This window comes from Salmonella sp. 741265073_HBA (assembly GCF_046569105.1).
Lineage (GTDB): Bacteria > Pseudomonadota > Gammaproteobacteria > Enterobacterales > Enterobacteriaceae > Salmonella > Salmonella enterica.
Genome location: NZ_JBKFRY010000001.1, coordinates 18,137 through 34,967 on the forward strand (window position 1 = coordinate 18,137; position 16,831 = coordinate 34,967).

Genomic DNA, 16,831 nt, shown 5'->3' on the forward strand with positions numbered 1-16,831 from the left:
ATGCTGGAGCTTAATTTTTCCCAGACGCTGGGAACGCACTGTTTAACCCTCAACGAAACGCTGCCAGCCAGTGGGATCACGGCTATCTTTGGCGTCTCCGGCGCGGGAAAAACCTCGCTGATTAATGCCATCAGCGGTTTGACTCGCCCGCAAAAAGGACGCATCGCGCTGAATGGCCGGGTGTTGCATGACGCGGAAAACGGTATCTGTTTAACGCCGGAAAAGCGCCGCATCGGTTATGTTTTCCAGGATGCGCGCCTGTTCCCCCATTACAAAGTACGCGGCAATTTGCGCTACGGCATGGCGAAAAGCATGACCGGCCAGTTTGATAAGCTGGTGTCGCTGCTGGGAATTGAAGCGTTGCTTGATCGCCTGCCGGGGAGCTTGTCCGGCGGAGAAAAACAGCGCGTAGCGATAGGCCGGGCATTGCTCACCGCCCCGGAGTTGCTGCTGTTGGACGAACCGTTGGCCTCGCTGGATATCCCGCGTAAACGCGAATTACTGCCGTACCTGCAACGGCTGGCGCGAGAAATCAATATTCCCATGCTGTATGTCAGCCATTCTCTCGATGAAATTCTCCACCTGGCGGATAAAGTCATGGTGCTGGAGGATGGACAGGTTAAAGCGTTTGGCCCGCTGGAAGAAGTCTGGGGAAGCAGCGTTATGCACCCGTGGCTGCCGAAAGAGCAACAGAGCAGTATTCTGAAAGTCAGCGTGCTGGAGCATCACCCGCATTATGCCATGACCGCTCTGGCGCTTGGCGACCAGCACCTGTGGGTAAATAAACTCAATCAGCCGCTGCAATCCACACTGCGTATTCGTATACAGGCGTCGGATGTCTCGCTGGTACTACAGCCGCCGCAGCAGACCAGTATCCGCAACGTATTGCGGGCAAAAGTGGCGAATTGTTATGACGATAACGGACAGGTGGAAGTCCAGCTTGAGATAGGCGGCAGAACGCTGTGGGCGCGAATAAGCCCGTGGGCCAGGGATGAGCTGAATATCAAGCCTGGCCTGTGGCTTTACGCGCAGGTGAAAAGCGTTTCTATCACCGCCTGACTATAGCAGGTGGGTGTAAATAAATTTGGCGATGCTATCGGTAGTGTTATCGCCGATCACAACGTCAGCGCGCGCTTTCACCGCCTCATCGGCGTTGCCCATCGCAACGCCGGTGCCTGCCGCCTCCAGCATACTGATGTCGTTGTAGTTATCGCCGAAAGCGATCACATTCTTCATTGACCCTCCCTGCGCTTCTATCCACTGGGTAAGGCGCTTGCCTTTACTGTTGCCTTTGCGCGCGATATCCACCTGATCGTGCCATGACCATTCGCACTCCAGACCAAGCGCCTGTTCAACATGCTGACCGAACCGCTGTAGCTTGGGAATATCTTCATCGGTAAGCGCAAACTTCCACACGGCACTCACGTCGCGCGCCGCCTGCGCTAACGAAGAAACCTGTGTAAAGGTCGGACGTTGCTCCGGCGGCAAGGTCTGCGCCCACCGGGAGGTACGCACGACGTGACCGGTTGGGTGTTCGTAAAGCATAGCGTCATCAACATACATCAGGCCGTGAATCTGATGCTCATCCAGTAAATCAATCAACTGCAACGCCTTATCCACGGGCATAGGATCGGCATCCAGGACAGTTTTAGATTGATAATCATACAAATAGGTGCCGTTGCAGCAAATAGCAGGTGTTTCCAGCGCCAGCGCCTGATAAAAAGGATGAATAGCAACGTGATGGCGACCAGTGACAATGATAAGTTGAAAGCCAGCCTCTTTGGCGCGTGATAGCGCATCAAGCGAGGAGGGGAGTAAGGTTTTATGCGGGGTTAATAACGTTCCGTCTAAATCGAGGGCAATCACGCGTGCAGTCATAATTTTTTCCAGATTAAGAGTAATAATTCCGTCTGTCGGCATGGTACACCGGGACGGTAAGCAGACAAAATTCTGCGTCTGAATTCAGCATTCGCCGTCAAAAGCGACTACGTTAAGCTGTGTCCTGTTATTGCAGCTACATGCCATATGCAAAGGAGTATTCATGAAACAAACAGTCTATACCGCCAGCCCTGAGAGTCAGCAAATTCACGTCTGGAGCCTGAACCACGAAGGGACGCTGACGCTGGTGCAGGTCGTGGATGTGCCCGGTCAGGTTCAGCCGATGGTGGTCAGTCCGGATAAACGCTACCTCTATGTCGGCGTGCGCCCGGAGTTTCGTGTCCTGGCGTATCGTATTGCGCCGGATGATGGCGCGCTGACGTTTGCCGCCGAATCCGCCCTGCCGGGTAGCCCGACCCATATTTCTACCGATCATCATGGTCGTTTTGTCTTTGTCGGATCGTATAACGCCGGTAATGTCAGCGTGACGCGCTTACAGGATGGTCTGCCGGTTGAGCTGGTGGATGTGGTGGAAGGGCTGGACGGCTGCCACTCGGCAAATATTACGCCTGATAACCGTACCCTGTGGGTGCCTGCGCTAAAACAGGATCGCATTTGTCTGTTTACGCTAAGCGATGACGGCCATCTGGTGGCCCAGGAGCCGGCGGAAGTAAATACAGTCGAAGGGGCAGGCCCGCGTCATATGGTCTTCCACCCGAATCGACAATATGCGTATTGCGTCAATGAACTGAACAGTTCGGTGGATGTCTGGCAGCTTAAAAATCCGCATGGCGAGATAGAGTGCGTACAAACCCTGGATATGATGCCCGCCGATTTTTCCGATACCCGTTGGGCGGCGGATATTCATATTACGCCGGATGGACGGCATCTGTATGCCTGTGACCGCACCGCCAGTCTGATTACCGTCTTTAGTGTCTCCGAAGACGGCAGCGTACTGAGCGTTGAAGGCTTCCAGCCGACGGAAGCCCAACCGCGCGGCTTTAATATCGACAATAGCGGAAAATACCTGATTGCTGCGGGTCAAAAATCACATCATATCGCGGTCTATGAAATTACGGGCACTCAGGGGTTGCTGACGGAAAAAGGCCGTTATGCCGTCGGCCAGGGGCCAATGTGGGTTGTAGTGAACGCGTACTAAAGCGCTGTGTGCCGGAGGGCGGCGGGCTGGAGCTCATCAAGGCGGGATGCCTGATTAAGTTCAATAAACATTGCTTGCAGTAAAACCACGGGCCGCCACATCTGCTGCGGCGGCCCGTTTATAAGCCTGAACCGGAACGGCGATTACTGCTTAGGTTCCGTCACCACTTTACTGCCTACACCGCGGTTGTTGTATTCCCACATGCGGTTGTAGTTAGTGTCGTTCAGATTACGCTGCACCTCGTCTTTGTCATCCACGGTTCCCGTATTTCCGGCAAACGGACGTTTCGAGATGACCGCGTCGGCCCACGGTTTGGCAACGTTGAAGCCCTCGTTAATCACGCTGTCGCGGATCACTACCTGACCGTTGGTGTTGGCGTCGACATCCAGCGAGCGGCCAAGCTGCGCAACGCCATCGCCGGAGGCATTAAAGCGGCTGTTGATCGCCAAAAAGCCATAGTAAATATTGGACAGCGTCGCCGGGGCGAAAACGTAGGCTTCCTGCTGTGTGCGGGAGTTGACGACCTGGAAGTTGGTGTTATCGAACACCACGGCGCCGCGTCCGGAAACCATGTCCACATCGCCTTCAATATAGCTGTTCGTCACCAGCGTACGTGGCTGGCGATCGGTTTGCAGACGGTTCTGCACGCCGCTGTTGGTCACAAAGAAGGTGTTCTGGCGGCCAAGGATATTGACCTTGTTAATCTGGACTTTGTCGCCATCGGTACGCAGCGCCACCGCCGGATGGTTTCCGGCATCGACACTGTCGCCCAGCGTGTTCTCGATGGTCAGATTTTGTAGCTGCAGACCGTTATTCTGCGACCAGAACGCGGCAGAACACATCACACCGATCGTCGCGGCGTGTTTGCTTTGGCAGTTATCGAACATATACCAGGCGGGTTTACCAGGCATATATTTCCCGCCGGGATTCACCGCGCGGCGCCAGTCAGCGACACTCATTTCACCATCAATCGCCATCCCAATTTTCACATCGATCGGTTTTTCACCGGTCCCGTACAGGGTCAGACTTCCCGGCGCGGCGGGAACATACACGGTCCCCTGATAGTCGCCCGGCATAATAGCAATGTACTGGCGTTTGTTCGTGCGTTTAACCATTGCCGCATCGACCGCGGCCTGAATTGAGGTGTGCGTAACGCCTGGCGTACCTGCCGGCCCCACCACAAAGTCAGGCTGTGCGGGCAGGGTAATCGGCGACGGCGACCACGGGGCGGTATTCGGCGTCAGGGAGGCAAAATAGCGCGCCGCAACGAAGTTTTTCGCTTCATTTGCCGACAGAATTGGGCGCGAGGCGGTGCCAGGCGCGGTTTGATCGGAAGGGATCTGATCGGGTGGCGTAGAGCTACAGGCGCTCAGCGTCACGCCAAAAGCCAGTGCCAGCGCCAGACGGGAAACCGATAATGTATTCACAGGTTGCTCCGGGCTTGAAAAAGTTAAATGACATCCATTGAAGCCTGCTTTTTTATACTAAGTTGAACGAAACGGGAAGGCGAAAAGGTAAAAAGTTCCTTTTCAGGCTGGAAACACCTGTAGCATCAGATAGTTTTATCACAATTAAGCAACAACTTTCGCGCTTTGAGTTGACAATCCGAAGCAGAAAGAAAATAAATGTCTATACAACTCATGACAGGCAAGAGAGCGACAGGAATGCGGCAACTTTTACCGGGCGATACTGTCTGGCGAAACATCAGGCTGGCGACAATGGACCCGCAGCGGCAAGCCCCGTACGGGCTGGTGGATAACCAGGCGCTGATTGTACGCGAAGGGCATATTTGCGATATCGTGCCAGAGACGCAGCTTCCTGTCAGTGGGGACAATATCCATGATATGCAGGGACGACTGGTAACCCCGGGACTTATCGATTGCCACACGCATCTGGTGTTTGCCGGTAACCGCGCCGCAGAGTGGGAGCAGCGGCTTAACGGCGCGTCATACCAGCATATTAGCGCTCAGGGCGGCGGCATTAACGCGACGGTATCAGCAACCCGCGCCTGTGCGGAGGAGACGCTCTACCTGCTGGCGCGCGAACGCATGATGCGCCTTGCTAGCGAAGGCGTTACGCTGCTGGAGATTAAATCCGGCTATGGCCTGGAGCTGGCGACAGAAGAAAAGCTGTTGCGCGTCGCTGCAAAACTTGCCGCCGAAAACGCTATCGACATTAGCCCCACGCTATTGGCCGCTCATGCTACGCCAGCGGAGTATCGTGACGACCCGGACGGCTACATCACTCTGGTCTGCGAGACGATGATTCCGCAGCTCTGGCAAAAAGGGTTATTTGATGCGGTAGACCTCTTTTGCGAGAGCGTCGGCTTTAATGTGGCCCAGAGTGAGCGCGTGTTGCAGACGGCGAAGGCGTTAGGTATTCCCGTTAAAGGCCATGTTGAGCAGCTTTCGCTGTTGGGCGGCGCGCAGCTGGTGAGTCGTTATCAGGGTTTATCGGCGGATCATATCGAATATCTTGATGAAGCGGGCGTCGCGGCGATGCGTGACGGCGGTACTGTCGGCGTATTATTGCCCGGCGCGTTTTATTTTCTGCGCGAGACGCAGCGCCCGCCGGTAGAACTGCTGCGCCGCTATCAGGTGCCTGTCGCCGTCGCCAGCGATTTCAATCCCGGCACCAGCCCGTTTTGCAGTTTGCATCTGGCGATGAATATGGCCTGCGTACAGTTTGGTCTGACGCCGGAAGAGGCATGGGCGGGCGTTACGCGCCATGCCGCTCGCGCGCTGGGAAGACAGGCGACGCATGGGCAGATCAGGGCCGGCTACCGGGCGGATTTTGTGGTGTGGGATGCTGAACAGCCGGTAGAGATAGTGTATGAGCCGGGGCGTAACCCTTTATATCAGCGGGTATACAGAGGACAAATCTCATGACGCAATGGTATCCGGCTTCTCCGGCGCTCTGGCAGGGGCGCGATGACAGTATAGAAGCGCCGGATGCGCGGCGTCTGTTTCAGACCGTCACGCGCAGCGAGACCTTTTCCCCCGAAAACTGGCAGCAAAAGATCGCGTTAATGGGATTTGCCTGCGACGAGGGGGTAAAACGCAATGCAGGTCGTCCCGGCGCGGCAGGCGGCCCGGACGCGTTGCGTAAAGCGCTGGCGAATATGGCCAGCCACCAGGGACATGAACGGCTGGTGGATTTAGGCAATTGGGTTGCGCCGACGCCCGATCTGGAAGGCGCGCAGCAGGCCTTGCGCAATGCGGTAAGCCGCTGTCTGCGGGCCGGGATGCGCACGCTGGTACTGGGCGGCGGGCATGAAACCGCGTTTGGACACGGCGCGGGGGTGCTGGACGCGTTTGCGCAGGAAAGCGTAGGGATCATTAATCTTGATGCGCATTTGGATCTCCGTCAGACCGACCGGGCAACATCCGGTACGCCGTTTCGTCAACTGGCGCAGCTATGCGACGCGCAGAGCCGCGCGTTTCATTATGCCTGTTTCGGCGTGAGCCGTGCGGCGAATACGCAGGCGTTGTGGCGGGAAGCGCAGTGGCGGAATGTTACCGTGGTGGAGGATCTGGACTGCCATGACGCGCTGGCGCAGATGACGCAGTTTATTGACAAGGTGGATAAAATTTATCTGACTATCGATCTCGACGTATTGCCTGTCTGGGAAATGCCGGCCGTCTCCGCTCCCGCAGCGCTGGGCGTGCCGCTGATACAGGTTCTGCGTTTAATTGAGCCGGTTTGCCGCAGCGGAAAATTACAGGCGGCGGATCTGGTTGAGTTTAATCCACGCTTTGATGACGATGGCGCAGCGGCGCGCGTGGCGGCGCGGCTTGGCTGGCAAATCGCGCACTGGTGGCGTTAATCTGTCATCCGCAAAACACTCTCCGCATAAGGAAGGCTTCACGCATGTATTCATCCCGCTCCCGTTCTGCGCCTGCGCCTTTTTACGAAACGGTGAAACAGGACATCTGTAAAAAAATAGCCGGCGGCGTCTGGCAGCCGCACGATCGCATTCCGTCGGAAGCAGAACTGGTCGCCCAGTATGGCTTTAGCCGAATGACCATCAACCGGGCGCTGCGTGAGTTGACGGATGAAGGGTGGCTGGTGCGTTTACAGGGTGTGGGGACGTTTGTCGCCGAACCAAAAGGCCAGTCCGCGCTGTTTGAAGTCCGCAGTATCGCCGAGGAGATTGCCGCCCGCCGTCATCAGCATCGTTGTGAGGTGCTCACGCTGGAGCGCGTGCGGGCAAACGCCATCCAGGCCAGCGCTCTCAACGTCAATGAGAGCGATGTCATTTTCCATTCCATCATGGTGCATTATGAAAACGATCTGCCGGTACAAATTGAAGATCGCTGCGTGAACGCGGATATTGCCGTGGATTACCTGGCGCAGGATTACCGTCAGACCACGCCGCACGCTTATTTGTCGCGGATCGCGCCGCTAACGGAAGGGGAACATATTGTGGAGGCGGTGCGCGCCACGGCGCAAGAGTGCGCGTGGTTAACTATCAAAGAGCATGAGCCTTGTCTGCTCATTCGTCGTACAACCTGGTCCGCGTCGCGGATTGTTTCTCACGCCCGCTTACTTTTCCCCGGGTCGCGCTATCGGCTACAGGGACGGTTTATCTCCTGAGCGGACTGCTGCCGGAAAACGTGATTGCTGACACAATATAACAAAATTGTATCATTTTTGTTAATTCTATTCTTGTGCTTACTTGTATAGACAAGTATATGTCTGATTCTTATCTGTGGGTCTGCGGCGGTGCCTGATAGTGGCGTTTTAGCGTTATTTGGCGATGGCAGACCGATAATAATGAGGAGTCATTGCTATGCCTGAAAGCAAGTATCGTCAGCAGACTATCCGCGCGCCCCGAGGCACGGTATTAACGGCGAAAAGCTGGCTGACAGAAGCCCCGCTGCGGATGTTAATGAATAATCTCGATCCTGACGTGGCGGAAAATCCGCATGAGCTGGTGGTCTACGGCGGGATTGGTCGCGCCGCGCGCAACTGGGAATGCTATGACGCTATTGTTGATGCGCTCACCCGGCTGGAGGCGGACGAAACGTTGCTTATTCAGTCTGGCAAACCGGTCGGCGTATTTAAAACGCACGACAACGCGCCGCGGGTATTAATCGCCAACTCCAACCTGGTTCCCCACTGGGCGACATGGGAACACTTTAACGAACTGGATGCGAAAGGGCTGGCGATGTACGGTCAAATGACGGCCGGAAGCTGGATTTATATCGGCAGCCAGGGAATCGTGCAGGGAACATACGAAACCTTTGTCGAGGCGGGGCGTCAGCACTATAACGGCACGCTGGCGGGACGCTGGGTGCTGACCGCCGGGCTGGGCGGCATGGGCGGCGCGCAACCGCTAGCCGCGACGCTGGCCGGAGCGTGTTCGCTGACGATTGAATGCCAGCAAAGCCGTATCGATTTTCGTCTGCGTACTCGCTACGTGGATGAGCAGGCCGCCACGCTGGATGACGCGTTGGCCCGCATTACGCGCTACACCCGCGAGGGGAAAGCCGTGTCCGTCGCCCTGTGCGCGAACGCGGCGGATATCCTGCCGGAACTGGTTAATCGCGGCGTGCGCCCGGACCTGGTGACCGATCAGACCAGCGCCCACGATCCGCTACATGGCTATTTACCCTCCGGCTGGCGCTGGGAGGAGTATCAGAAAAACGCGCAATCCGATCCCCACGGGACGATGCAGGCAGCGAAACGTTCCATGGCGGCGCATGTTCGGGCGATGCTGGCGTTCAGTCAAATGGGCGTGCCGACCTTTGACTATGGCAACAATATTCGCCAGATGGCGAAAGAGATGGGGGTGGAAAACGCCTTTGATTTTCCGGGATTTGTGCCAGCCTATATTCGTCCGCTGTTCTGTCGTGGCATCGGGCCGTTTCGCTGGGTGGCGCTGTCCGGCGATCCGCAGGATATCTATAAAACCGATGCCAAAGTCAAAGAGATAGTGGCTGAGGATAAACATCTGCATCACTGGCTGGATATGGCGCGCGAGCGCATTCATTTTCAGGGGCTACCGGCGCGTATCTGCTGGGTAGGCCTGGAGTGGCGGCAAAAACTGGGACTGGCGTTCAACGAAATGGTGCGTTGCGGCGAGGTATCCGCGCCCATTGTGATTGGCCGCGATCACCTGGATTCCGGTTCTGTCGCCAGCCCTAACCGTGAAACCGAAGCGATGCGCGACGGTTCCGACGCGGTTTCCGACTGGCCGCTGTTAAATGCATTGCTGAATACCGCCAGCGGGGCAACATGGGTATCGCTCCATCATGGCGGCGGGGTGGGGATGGGTTTTTCGCAACACGCCGGTATGGTGATTGTCTGTGATGGCACTGACGAGGCCGCCGCGCGTATTCGCCGCGTGTTACACAATGATCCGGCGACGGGCGTCATGCGCCATGCCGATGCCGGATATGATCTCGCGGTGGAATGCGCTGTTGAGCAAGGTCTGAATTTACCGATGGTTGCGGCGACGCAGGGGAAAGGCTGATATGAACACCATGACACTCACTCCGGGGCAGTTAAGCCTCTCTCAACTGTACGATGTCTGGCGTCATCCGGTACAGCTTCGGCTGGACGCCAGCGCCATTGACGGCATTAACGCCAGCGTCGCGTGCGTCAATGATATCGTTGCCGAAGGGCGTACCGCCTACGGCATCAACACCGGTTTCGGTCTGCTGGCGCAGACGCGCATCGCTGATGAAGACTTGCAAAATCTACAGCGATCGTTGGTGCTGTCTCACGCCGCGGGCGTAGGCGACCCACTGGATGACGCGATGGTGCGTCTGATTATGGTATTGAAAATCAATAGTCTGGCGCGCGGGTATTCCGGGATTCGGTTGAGCGTGATAGAAGCGCTCATCGCTCTGGTGAATGCCGGCGTGTATCCGCTGATTCCGGCAAAAGGCTCGGTTGGCGCGTCGGGCGACTTAGCGCCGCTGGCGCATCTGTCGCTGACGCTGCTTGGCGAAGGAAAAGCGCGCTGGCAGGGTGAATGGCTTCCGGCGCAGACGGCGCTAAAAAAGGCCGGACTGGAGCCTGTCGCGCTGGCGGCCAAAGAGGGGCTGGCGCTGCTTAACGGCACCCAGGCGTCAACGGCCTTCGCGCTGCGCGGTTTGTTTGAGGCACAGGAGTTATTTGCCTCCGCCGTTGTCTGCGGCGCGCTGACTACCGAAGCCGTGCTGGGATCGCGCCGTCCTTTTGATGCGCGTATTCATGCCGCGCGCGGACAACAGGGGCAAATTGACGTCGCGCGGTTGTTCCGGCATCTGCTGACCGATACCAGCGCCATTGCTGAATCACATCACCACTGTCATAAAGTTCAGGACCCGTATTCCCTTCGCTGCCAGCCGCAGGTAATGGGCGCTTGTCTGACCCAGTTACGTCAGACGAAAGAGGTACTGCTGGCTGAGGCCAACGCGGTGTCCGATAATCCGCTGGTCTTTGCCGAGGCGGGGGAGGTGATCTCCGGCGGTAACTTCCATGCTGAACCGGTTGCCATGGCGGCGGATAATCTGGCGCTGGCGATAGCGGAAATCGGCGCGCTATCGGAGCGGCGCATCGCGCTGATGATGGATAAACATATGTCGCAGTTACCGCCGTTCCTGGTAAAAAATGGCGGCGTTAATTCCGGTTTTATGATTGCCCAGGTCACCGCCGCGGCGCTCGCCAGCGAGAATAAAGCGCTGGCGCACCCGCACAGCGTGGATAGCCTGCCGACCTCGGCGAATCAGGAAGATCATGTCTCAATGGCCCCGGCGGCAGGACGGCGACTCTGGGAAATGGCGGCGAATACCCGCGGCATCATTGCCGTGGAGTGGCTGGCGGCCTGTCAGGGGATAGATTTACGGGAAGGGTTAACCTCCAGCCCGTTACTGGAACAGGCGCGGCAGACACTGCGTGAGCGGGTGGCGCACTATACGCAGGATCGTTTTTTCGCGCCCGATATTGAGTGTGCGACGGCGCTGCTGGCGCAAGGCGCGTTACAGCGTCTGGTGCCGGACTTTATGTGAATGCTGCCGGATGGCAAGGCGCTTATTCGGCTTACCCAACCCGTTGGCAGGGTAAGACGTTTACGCCGCCATCCGGCACAGCGTTTAACTGAACATCGCCGTGATCGAGGCGCTGGCGAGCGAATGGAAATGCACGTTAAAGCCGACCATCGCGCCGCTGGCGTCTTCATCAACGTCAAGACGCTCGACGTCCAGTGCGTGAACCGTAAAGATATAGCGGTGCGTTTCCCCTTTAGGCGGCGCCGCGCCGCCGTAGCCCGCTTTACCGAAATCGGTACGCGTCTGAATGACGCCGTCTGGTACGGCCACCAGGCCTGAGCCGAACCCCTGGGTCAGTACGCGTGTATCCGCCGGGAGGTTCACCACCACCCAGTGCCACCAGCCGGAGCCGGTCGGCGCGTCGGGATCGTAACAGGTCACGACAAAACTTTTGGTGCCCATCGGCACGTCGTCCCAGGCCAAATGCGGCGAAATATTATCGCCATCATAGCCCATACCGTTAAAAACGTGGCGATGAGGAAGTTTATCTCCATCGCGCAAATCGTTGCTGATAAGTTTCATGCGCTCTCCTTTTGACTCACCAGAAGTGTAGCCAGAAGCAGCATCGCTTACCGCTGATTAATGGCTAAAAAATGTTTCATTGTGTGCCGCGTCATTGACCGCCTGGGTCAAACGGCGCAGTTGATCCGGACGAATAATGTAGGGCGGCATCAGGTAGATTAGCTTGCCGAACGGCCTGATCCAGACGCCTTGCCCGACGAAGAAGCGTTGAAGCGCCGCCATATTGACCGGATGCGTGGTTTCAACCACCCCAATCGCGCCCAACACCCGCACATCCGCCACCCAGGGAGAACTTTGCGCGGGGGCTAACTCAGCGCGTAACTGAGACTCGATAGACGCCACCTGCTGACGCCATTCGCCGCTTTCCAGCAGCGTCAGGCTGGCGCAGGCGACGGCGCAGGCCAGCGGATTCCCCATAAACGTCGGGCCATGCATAAAACACCCCGCCTCGCCGTTGCTAATAGTCTCTGCAACCTGGCGTGTCGTGAGCGTTGCTGAGAGGGTCATGGTGCCGCCGGTTAAGGCTTTGCCGAGACACAGAATATCCGGCGCGATCCCGGCGTGCTCGCAGGCGAACAGTTTGCCGGTACGGCCAAACCCGGTGGCTATTTCATCGGCAATCAGCAGAATGCCTTCGCGATCGCACATGTTACGAATACGCCTGAGCCATTGTGGATGATATATGCGCATCCCGCCCGCGCCCTGAACGATAGGTTCCAGAATCACGGCGGCTATTTCATGGCGATGCGCGGCCATCAGGCGGGCAAATGGCGCGATGTCGCTTTCATCCCATTCGCCATCCATCCGGCTTTGCGGTGCCGGTGCGAACAGATTTTCCGGCAGATAGCCTTTCCACAAGCTGTGCATGGAGTTATCCGGATCGCACACCGACATCGCGCCGAACGTGTCGCCATGATAACCGTGGCGAAACGTCAGAAAACGCTGACGCGATTCGCCCCGCGCCTGCCAGTACTGCAGCGCCATCTTCATGGCCACTTCTACCGACACCGAACCGGAGTCGGCCAGAAAGACACACTCCAGCTGCTCAGGCGTTATCGCGACCAGCTTACGGCACAGATTCACCGCAGGTTGATGGGTTATGCCGCCGAACATGACATGCGACATGGCGTCAATTTGCGCTTTCATCGCCGCGTTCAATTGCGGGTGGTTATAACCATGAATGGCCGCCCACCAGGAGGACATCCCCTCAATCAGGCGTTCGCCCGAGGCGAGAACCAGCTCGCAGCCTTCGGCCCGCTCAACGGGATATACCGGCAGCGGCGAGGTCATGGAAGTGTAAGGATGCCAAATATGGCGTTTATCGAAGGCCAGATCGTCCGTTGTCATAATCGACTTGTAAACCAAATTAAAAAGATTTAGGTTTACGAGTCTACACCATATCAAAAACAAACAACATATTTTGGAGAAGCCCGATGGCTCGCCACCCACGCTGGACACTGTCGCAAGTAACCGAATTATTTGAAAAACCACTGCTGGAATTGCTGTTTGAAGCGCAGCAAATTCATCGCCAGCATTTCGATCCGCAGCAGATACAGGTTAGTACGCTGCTGTCGATCAAAACCGGCGCCTGCCCGGAGGATTGTAAATACTGCCCGCAGAGCTCGCGCTATAAAACCGGGCTGGAAGCCGAGCGTTTAATGGAAGTAGAGCAGGTACTGGACTCCGCCCGTAAAGCGAAAAACGCCGGTTCGACCCGCTTCTGTATGGGGGCGGCCTGGAAGAATCCGCATGAACGCGATATGCCTTATCTGGAGAAGATTGTACAGGGCGTCAAAGCGATGGGGCTGGAAACCTGTATGACGCTCGGCATGTTGAACGAGAGCCAGGCGCAGCGTCTGGCTAACGCCGGGCTGGATTACTACAACCACAACCTCGATACCTCGCCGGAGTTTTACGGCAATATCATCACTACCCGTACCTATCAGGAGCGCCTCGACACGCTGGAAAAAGTCCGTGAAGCAGGGATTAAAGTGTGCTCCGGCGGCATTGTGGGTCTGGGCGAAACGGTTACCGATCGCGCCGGACTGTTGTTGCAGTTGGCGAACCTGCCGACGCCGCCGGAAAGCGTGCCAATCAACATGCTGGTGAAGGTGAAAGGCACACCGCTTGCGGATAACGATGACGTGGATGCGTTTGATTTTATTCGTACTATCGCCGTGGCGCGCATCATGATGCCGACCTCATACGTGCGTCTTTCCGCAGGGCGTGAACAGATGAACGAACAGACCCAGGCGATGTGCTTTATGGCCGGGGCGAACTCGATTTTCTATGGCTGCAAATTGTTAACTACGCCAAATCCGGCAGAGGACAAGGATCTGCAGTTATTCCGTAAGCTGGGGCTGAATCCGCAGCAGACCAGGGTGCTGGCGGGCGATAACGAGCAGCAGCAACGTCTGGAGCAGACGCTGATGACGCCTGACACCGATGATTATTACAACGCGGCAGCCTTATGAGTTGGCAACAACGCGTCGACGATGCGCTGACGGCGCGTCGGGCGACGGATACGTTGCGCCGCCGCTATGTGGTGTCGCAGGGTGCCGGACGCTGGCTGGTAGCGAACGGGCGACAGTATCTTAACTTCTCCAGCAATGATTACCTCGGCTTAAGTCAACACCCGCAGATTATTCGCGCCTGGCAACAGGCAGCGACGCGTTTTGGCGTCGGCAGCGGCGGGTCGGGTCATATCAGCGGTTATTCCGTGGCGCACCAGGCGTTAGAGGAGGAACTGGCGCAATGGTTAGGATATTCGCGCGCGCTACTGTTTATCTCTGGCTTTGCGGCGAATCAGGCGGTCATTACCGCCTTAATGAAAAAAAATGACCGGATTGTGGCCGACAGGTTGAGTCATGCTTCCCTGCTGGAGGCCGCCAATCTGAGTCCGGCGCAGCTTCGCCGCTTTATCCATAACGATACGCAGCATCTGTCGCGTTTACTGCAATCGCCCTGCGTGGGCCAGCAACTGGTGGTGACAGAAGGTGTATACAGCATGGACGGCGACAGCGCGCCGCTGGCGGAAATCCAGCACATTGCCCGCAGGCATCATGCCTGGCTGTTGGTTGATGACGCGCACGGCATCGGCGTGACTGGCGATGAGGGGCGGGGCACCTGCTGGCAACGGGGGGTGAAGCCTGAGTTGCTGGTGGTGACTTTCGGTAAGGGGTTTGGCGTCAGCGGCGCAGCGGTGCTCTGCTCGGAAAGCGTCGCGGATTATTTGCTGCAATTCGCCCGTCATCTGGTTTACAGCACCAGTATGCCGCCCGCCCAGGCGCAGGCGTTAAGCGCCTCGCTGGCGGTGATCCGTAGCGATGAAGGTGGTGAACGGCGCGAAAAACTCGCCGCTCTGGTTCAGCGCTTTCGGGCCGGCGTTAACGCGTCCCGATTTACGCTACTGAATGCCCATAGCGCCATCCAGCCGTTAATCGTGGGCGATAACAGCCGTGCATTGCGCCTGGCGGAGGCGCTGCGTCAACAAGGATGCTGGGCGACGGCGATTCGCCCGCCGACGGTGCCTGTCGGCACGGCGCGCCTGCGCTTAACGTTAACGCAGGCGCATGAAGCGTGCGATATAGACCGTCTGCTGGAGGTGCTGCATGGCGCAGGTGAATAAGCAGGCTATTGCGGCGGCGTTTGGCCGGGCCGCATCGCAATATGAACAGCACGCCTCTTTGCAGCAACACAGCGCGGATGCGCTGCTGACGTTGTTGGCAGGCCGCCAGTTTGCCAGTGTGTTGGACGCAGGCTGCGGCCCTGGACGTATGAGTCGTTACTGGCGAGAGCGGGGGAGCGAAGTGACCGCCCTGGATCTTTCGCTGCCGATGCTGCAACAGGCGCGCGATCGTCAGGCGGCGCATCACTATTTGCTGGCGGATATCGAAGCGATTCCCCATGACGCCGAAGTTTTTGACCTGGCCTGGAGCAACCTGGCGGTCCAGTGGTGCGGCGATTTACGTGATGCGTTGAGCGAGTTGTATCGGGTTGTACGGCCCGGCGGCGTGGTGGCGTTTACCACCTTGTGCCAGGGGTCATTGCCGGAGCTGCGTCAGGCATGGCAGGCCGTCGATAATCGCGCTCACGCGAATAGCTTTTTGCCGGAAGAGGCCATTGACCACGCGCTGCGCGGCTGGCGGGCGTCTCGTCATACTCAGGCGATGACATTGTGGTTTGAGGATGCCCTGAGTGCGATGCGCTCGCTTAAAGGCATTGGCGCCACCCATCTTCATGAAGGGCGGGAGTCGGATGTATTAACCCGCGCCCGGCTTAGACAGATTCAGTTGGCATGGCCGCAGCGGCAGGGGAAATATCCGCTGACGTACCATCTTTTTATGGGAGTGATTGAACGTGACTAAACGCTATTTTGTGACCGGTACTGATACTGAAGTCGGTAAAACGGTTGCCAGTTGCGCCTTATTGCAGGCCGCAACGCAGTTAGGTTATCAAACCGTAGGCTATAAGCCCGTCGCTTCCGGCAGCGAAATGACAACCGACGGGCTACGCAATGGCGATGCCCTGGCCTTGCAGCGTAACAGCAGCCTGCCGCAACCTTATTCCGCTATCAATCCTTATACTTTTGCCGAGCCTACCTCTCCCCACATCGTTAGCGCCGACGAAGGCCGGGCGATAGACGCGGCGGTATTATCACGCGGATTGCGAACGCTGGAGGCGCAGGCAGACTGGGTGTTGACAGAAGGGGCGGGCGGCTGGTTTACACCGCTCTCTGCCACGCTGACGTTTGCCGACTGGGTACAGACGGAGCAGCTGCCGGTGATTCTGGTTGTTGGCGTCAAGCTGGGCTGTATTAATCACGCCATGCTGACGGCGCTGGCGGTAGAACAGGCCGGATTACCACTTGTCGGATGGATAGCCAACGACATACAGCCGCCGGGCGCGCGTCATGGTGAATATCTCGCGACGCTTCGCCGCGTCATACCGGCCCCGCTGTTAGGGGAAATCCCGTGGCTGGGCATTTCTCCATCGCAGGCGGCGACAGGACAGTATCTGGACCTCAGCCCCCTGGAACGCGCCTGACCGCGCTTAAAAATCGCCTTCTTGCAGGATCTGACGATCCTGCTGTTCTTTCGCCAGACCCTCCTGACGTCGCCATGCTAAAAATGTGCAAAATGTGAGCGTCTACGCCTCAATTTTTCCCTTCTCGTTAGCCAATAATCTGCCAAAAATAGCGATAATTTTTTTTTATCGCCCGGCGAAAACGTCA

General features: G+C 57.3%; 15 protein-coding genes. 11 read left to right on the forward strand and 4 right to left on the reverse strand.

Annotated features, from left to right (window positions below; all coding sequences use genetic code 11):
- The gene (gene modC / locus ACLD3P_RS00105) at window positions 1-1,059 is read left to right on the forward strand and encodes a molybdenum ABC transporter ATP-binding protein ModC (protein WP_000891710.1); all 1,059 of its coding nucleotides are present in this window, start codon (window positions 1-3) and stop codon (window positions 1,057-1,059) included.
- On the opposite strand, the gene ACLD3P_RS00110 is transcribed toward modC, so the two are convergent.
- Window positions 1,060-1,878 carry a pyridoxal phosphatase gene (locus ACLD3P_RS00110; protein ID WP_411006683.1) on the reverse strand — a complete coding sequence of 273 codons (819 nt, stop codon included), beginning with the start codon at window positions 1,876-1,878 and terminating at the stop codon, window positions 1,060-1,062. It lies immediately after the preceding gene.
- A gap of 163 nt (window positions 1,879-2,041) precedes the next feature.
- On the opposite strand from ACLD3P_RS00110, the gene pgl reads away from it, so the two are divergent.
- Window positions 2,042-3,037: a 6-phosphogluconolactonase gene (gene pgl, locus ACLD3P_RS00115; RefSeq protein ID WP_000815468.1), complete on the forward strand. Its 996-nt coding sequence runs from the start codon at window positions 2,042-2,044 to the stop codon at window positions 3,035-3,037.
- Between the two features lie 143 nt (window positions 3,038-3,180).
- Here the strand turns inward: pgl and ACLD3P_RS00120 are convergent, their stop codons facing one another.
- Window positions 3,181-4,464 (reverse strand): putative acyl-CoA thioester hydrolase, encoded by a 1,284-nt coding sequence (locus ACLD3P_RS00120; protein ID WP_411006528.1) that lies wholly within the window; start codon window positions 4,462-4,464, stop codon window positions 3,181-3,183.
- Window positions 4,465-4,701: 237 nt separating this feature from the next.
- Between ACLD3P_RS00120 and hutI the strand changes: the two genes are divergently transcribed.
- The 5 genes from hutI (at window position 4,702) to hutH (ending at window position 11,037) form a co-directional block, all read left to right on the forward strand.
- Window positions 4,702-5,925 carry an imidazolonepropionase gene (gene hutI, locus ACLD3P_RS00125; protein ID WP_001249483.1) on the forward strand — a complete coding sequence of 408 codons (1,224 nt, stop codon included), beginning with the start codon at window positions 4,702-4,704 and terminating at the stop codon, window positions 5,923-5,925.
- Window positions 5,922-6,863 carry a formimidoylglutamase gene (gene hutG, locus ACLD3P_RS00130; protein WP_131046197.1) on the forward strand — a complete coding sequence of 314 codons (942 nt, stop codon included), beginning with the start codon at window positions 5,922-5,924 and terminating at the stop codon, window positions 6,861-6,863. The genes hutI and hutG overlap by 4 nt, the downstream gene beginning before the upstream one ends.
- 44 nt (window positions 6,864-6,907) lie before the next feature.
- Window positions 6,908-7,633 carry a histidine utilization repressor gene (locus ACLD3P_RS00135; protein WP_076935445.1) on the forward strand — a complete coding sequence of 242 codons (726 nt, stop codon included), beginning with the start codon at window positions 6,908-6,910 and terminating at the stop codon, window positions 7,631-7,633.
- 196 nt (window positions 7,634-7,829) lie between these two features.
- Window positions 7,830-9,515: a urocanate hydratase gene (hutU, locus tag ACLD3P_RS00140; protein ID WP_001115217.1), complete on the forward strand. Its 1,686-nt coding sequence runs from the start codon at window positions 7,830-7,832 to the stop codon at window positions 9,513-9,515.
- Window position 9,516: 1 nt separating this feature from the next.
- On the forward strand, window positions 9,517-11,037 hold the full coding sequence (gene hutH / locus ACLD3P_RS00145; RefSeq protein WP_411006527.1) for a histidine ammonia-lyase: 1,521 nt from the start codon (window positions 9,517-9,519) through the stop codon (window positions 11,035-11,037).
- 84 nt (window positions 11,038-11,121) lie between these two features.
- Here the strand turns inward: hutH and ACLD3P_RS00150 are convergent, their stop codons facing one another.
- Both ACLD3P_RS00150 and bioA read right to left on the reverse strand, forming a co-directional pair.
- Window positions 11,122-11,598 carry a kinase inhibitor gene (locus ACLD3P_RS00150; RefSeq protein ID WP_000767403.1) on the reverse strand — a complete coding sequence of 159 codons (477 nt, stop codon included), beginning with the start codon at window positions 11,596-11,598 and terminating at the stop codon, window positions 11,122-11,124.
- 57 nt (window positions 11,599-11,655) lie between these two features.
- Complete coding sequence (bioA, locus tag ACLD3P_RS00155; RefSeq protein WP_262961266.1) at window positions 11,656-12,945, reverse strand: adenosylmethionine--8-amino-7-oxononanoate transaminase; 1,290 nt, start codon at window positions 12,943-12,945, stop codon at window positions 11,656-11,658.
- Window positions 12,946-13,031: 86 nt separating this feature from the next.
- Between bioA and bioB the strand changes: the two genes are divergently transcribed.
- Genes bioB through bioD form a run of 4 tightly spaced genes read left to right on the forward strand, consistent with a single transcriptional unit; the run spans window position 13,032 to window position 16,644 of the window.
- Window positions 13,032-14,072, forward strand: coding sequence for a biotin synthase BioB (gene bioB, locus ACLD3P_RS00160; protein WP_262944129.1), 1,041 nt, complete (start codon window positions 13,032-13,034; stop codon window positions 14,070-14,072).
- Window positions 14,069-15,226 (forward strand): 8-amino-7-oxononanoate synthase, encoded by a 1,158-nt coding sequence (gene bioF / locus ACLD3P_RS00165; protein ID WP_063809534.1) that lies wholly within the window; start codon window positions 14,069-14,071, stop codon window positions 15,224-15,226. The genes bioB and bioF overlap by 4 nt, the downstream gene beginning before the upstream one ends.
- The gene (gene bioC / locus ACLD3P_RS00170; protein ID WP_020898567.1) at window positions 15,210-15,965 is read left to right on the forward strand and encodes a malonyl-ACP O-methyltransferase BioC; all 756 of its coding nucleotides are present in this window, start codon (window positions 15,210-15,212) and stop codon (window positions 15,963-15,965) included. Before bioF ends, bioC begins: the two co-directional genes overlap by 17 nt.
- Complete coding sequence (gene bioD, locus ACLD3P_RS00175; protein ID WP_131046194.1) at window positions 15,958-16,644, forward strand: dethiobiotin synthase; 687 nt, start codon at window positions 15,958-15,960, stop codon at window positions 16,642-16,644. The genes bioC and bioD overlap by 8 nt, the downstream gene beginning before the upstream one ends.
- Window positions 16,645-16,831: the final 187 nt, after the last annotated feature.

What these genes read in the sequence shown, in the direction of transcription:
- modC (WP_000891710.1), top strand. Translation starts at nt 1, where the DNA reads ATGCTGGAGCTTAATTTTTCCCAGACGCTGGGAACGCACTGTTTAACC.
- ACLD3P_RS00110 (WP_411006683.1), bottom strand. Translation starts at nt 1,878, where the DNA reads ATGACTGCACGCGTGATTGCCCTCGATTTAGACGGAACGTTATTAACC.
- pgl (WP_000815468.1), top strand. Translation starts at nt 2,042, where the DNA reads ATGAAACAAACAGTCTATACCGCCAGCCCTGAGAGTCAGCAAATTCAC.
- hutI (WP_001249483.1), top strand. Translation starts at nt 4,702, where the DNA reads ATGCGGCAACTTTTACCGGGCGATACTGTCTGGCGAAACATCAGGCTG.
- hutG (WP_131046197.1), top strand. Translation starts at nt 5,922, where the DNA reads ATGACGCAATGGTATCCGGCTTCTCCGGCGCTCTGGCAGGGGCGCGAT.
- ACLD3P_RS00135 (WP_076935445.1), top strand. Translation starts at nt 6,908, where the DNA reads ATGTATTCATCCCGCTCCCGTTCTGCGCCTGCGCCTTTTTACGAAACG.
- hutU (WP_001115217.1), top strand. Translation starts at nt 7,830, where the DNA reads ATGCCTGAAAGCAAGTATCGTCAGCAGACTATCCGCGCGCCCCGAGGC.
- hutH (WP_411006527.1), top strand. Translation starts at nt 9,517, where the DNA reads ATGAACACCATGACACTCACTCCGGGGCAGTTAAGCCTCTCTCAACTG.
- ACLD3P_RS00150 (WP_000767403.1), bottom strand. Translation starts at nt 11,598, where the DNA reads ATGAAACTTATCAGCAACGATTTGCGCGATGGAGATAAACTTCCTCAT.
- bioA (WP_262961266.1), bottom strand. Translation starts at nt 12,945, where the DNA reads ATGACAACGGACGATCTGGCCTTCGATAAACGCCATATTTGGCATCCT.
- bioB (WP_262944129.1), top strand. Translation starts at nt 13,032, where the DNA reads ATGGCTCGCCACCCACGCTGGACACTGTCGCAAGTAACCGAATTATTT.
- bioF (WP_063809534.1), top strand. Translation starts at nt 14,069, where the DNA reads ATGAGTTGGCAACAACGCGTCGACGATGCGCTGACGGCGCGTCGGGCG.
- bioC (WP_020898567.1), top strand. Translation starts at nt 15,210, where the DNA reads ATGGCGCAGGTGAATAAGCAGGCTATTGCGGCGGCGTTTGGCCGGGCC.